1 rRNA gene is annotated in these 2,965 nt (G+C 53.8%); it reads left to right on the forward strand.

What is annotated here, in order from left to right:
• The first annotated feature begins 130 nt into the window (after positions 1–130).
• Positions 131–2,937: ribosomal RNA gene (locus ACFOHJ_RS24865) — 23S ribosomal RNA — on the forward strand.
• The last annotated feature ends 28 nt before the right edge of the window (positions 2,938–2,965 follow it).

The raw sequence follows: 2,965 nt of genomic DNA on the forward strand, positions 1-2,965 counted from the left end.
TCGCATGGGACGCTCAATCCCTTGCATATGATGGGTTTGCCTAACCGCGCCCTCGAACAGGTCTCGAGAAGCTGGTCTTTTTGTGCCGATGGCGTCCGGAGCGATCCGGATGGGCATTGGCAATGAGAACGATCAAGTGTCTTAAGGGCAATTGGTGGATGCCTTGGCATGCACAGGCGATGAAGGACGTGATACGCTGCGATAAGCGTCGGGGAGGTGCGAATACCCTTTGATCCGACGATTTCCGAATGGGGAAACCCACCTAAGGTACTTGGAAAATCCTACCAGCAGGGCGACCTGCTGGTGCGGTTTCCAAGTATCGACAATAGGTAACTTACCCTGAATACATAGGGGTAAAGTGGCGAACGCGGGGAACTGAAACATCTAAGTACCCGTAGGAAAGGACATCAACCGAGACTCCGCAAGTAGTGGCGAGCGAACGCGGACCAGGCCAGCGGCTTTTGTGAGACAAGCGGAACCATCTGGAAAGTTGGGCCATAGCGGGTGACAGCCCCGTACGCGTAATGCGAGCAAAAGTCCTTGAGTAGGGCGGGACACGTGAAATCCTGTCTGAACATGGGGAGACCACTCTCCAAGCCTAAGTACTCGTGCATGACCGATAGCGAACTAGTACCGTGAGGGAAAGGTGAAAAGCACCCCGACAAGGGGAGTGAAAGAGTACCTGAAACCGATTGCCTACAAACAGTAGGAGCCCAAGGTTCGTCCTGGGTGACTACGTACCTTTTGTATAATGGGTCAGCGACTTAGTGTGACGAGCAAGCTTAAACCGGTAGGTGTAGGCGCAGCGAAAGCGAGTCTGAACAGGGCGTTCAGTTCGTCGCATTAGACCCGAAACCGAGTGATCTAGCCATGAGCAGGTTGAAGGTAAGGTAACACTTACTGGAGGACCGAACCCATAACTGTTGCAATAGTTCGGGATGACTTGTGGCTAGGGGTGAAAGGCCAATCAAACTCGGAAATAGCTGGTTCTCCGCGAAATCTATTTAGGTAGAGCGTCGACCGAATACCTCAGGGGGTAAAGCACTGCATGGGCTAGGGGTCCTCACCGGATTACCAAACCTAAGCAAACTCTGAATACCTGAGAGTACTAGTCGGCAGACACACGGTGGGTGCTAACGTCCATCGTGAAAAGGGAAACAACCCTGACCTACAGCTAAGGTCCCCAAGTTATGGCTAAGTGGGAAAGGATGTGAGGATCCCAAAACAACCAGGATGTTGGCTTAGAAGCAGCCATCATTTAAAGAAAGCGTAACAGCTCACTGGTCTAAATAAGGGTCTTTGCGCCGAAAATGTAACGGGGCTAAAGCCATACACCGAAGCTTAGGGTGCATCGCAAGATGCGCGGTAGCGGAGCGTTCCGTAAGCTGATGAAGCCGTACCCGTGAGGGGCGGTGGAGGTATCGGAAGTGCGAATGCTGACATGAGTAACGTAAGGGGAGTGAGAGACTCCCCCGCCGAAAGACCAAGGGTTCCTGCTTAAAGTTAATCTGAGCAGGGTTAGCCGGCCCCTAAGACGAGGCGGAAACGCGTAGTCGATGGGAACCACGTTAATATTCGTGGGCCTGGAGGTAGTGACGGATTGCACAAGTTGTTCTTCCTTATCGGATTGGAAGGGCGGCGGAGCGGTTCCAGGAAATAGCTCCTCCTTATAGACCGTACCCGAAACCGACACTGGTGGTCCGGTAGAGTATACCAAGGCGCTTGAGAGAACTATGCTGAAGGAACTCGGCAAATTGCACGCGTAACTTCGGAAGAAGCGTGACCCTTTCATGGGCAACCATGGGAGGGTGGCACAGACCAGGGGGTAGCGACTGTTTACCAAAAACACAGGGCTCTGCGAAGCCGCAAGGCGACGTATAGGGTCTGACGCCTGCCCGGTGCTGGAAGGTTAAGAGGAGGGGTGCAAGCTCTGAATCGAAGCCCCAGTAAACGGCGGCCGTAACTATAACGGTCCTAAGGTAGCGAAATTCCTTGTCGGGTAAGTTCCGACCTGCACGAATGGCGTAACGACTTCCCCGCTGTCTCCAGCATAGACTCAGTGAAATTGAATTCCCCGTGAAGATGCGGGGTTCCTGCGGTTAGACGGAAAGACCCCGTGCACCTTTACTATAGCTTTACATTGGCATTCGTAGTGGCATGTGTAGGATAGGTGGTAGGCTTTGAAGCAGGGACGCCAGTTTCTGTGGAGCCACCCTTGAAATACCACCCTTATCTCTATGGATGTCTAACCGCGGCCCGTCATCCGGGTCCGGGACAATGTATGGTGGGTAGTTTGACTGGGGCGGTCGCCTCCTAAAGAGTAACGGAGGCGCGCGATGGTGGGCTCAGAACGGTCGGAAATCGTTCGCTGAGTGCAATGGCATAAGCCTGCCTGACTGCGAGACTGACAAGTCGAGCAGAGACGAAAGTCGGTCATAGTGATCCGGTGGTCCCGCGTGGAAGGGCCATCGCTCAACGGATAAAAGGTACGCCGGGGATAACAGGCTGATGACCCCCAAGAGTCCATATCGACGGGGTTGTTTGGCACCTCGATGTCGACTCATCGCATCCTGGGGCTGGAGCAGGTCCCAAGGGTATGGCTGTTCGCCATTTAAAGCGGTACGTGAGTTGGGTTCAGAACGTCGTGAGACAGTTCGGTCCCTATCTGCCGTGGGTGTAGGAATATTGAAAGGATCTGTCCCTAGTACGAGAGGACCGGGATGGATGGATCTCTGGTGGACCTGTTGTGGCGCCAGCCGCATAGCAGGGTAGCTATATCCGGACGGGATAACCGCTGAAGGCATCTAAGCGGGAAACCCACCTTAAAACGAGTATTCCCTCGAGAACCGTGGAAGACGACCACGTTGATAGGCCGGGTGTGGAAGAGCGGCAACGCTTGAAGCTTACCGGTACTAATAGTTCGATCGACTTGATCGTTCTCATTCTCAATGTCCATCGCTGCGCG

Source organism: Aquamicrobium soli (assembly GCF_042646345.1).
GTDB classification, from domain to species: domain Bacteria; phylum Pseudomonadota; class Alphaproteobacteria; order Rhizobiales; family Rhizobiaceae; genus Mesorhizobium; species Mesorhizobium soli_A.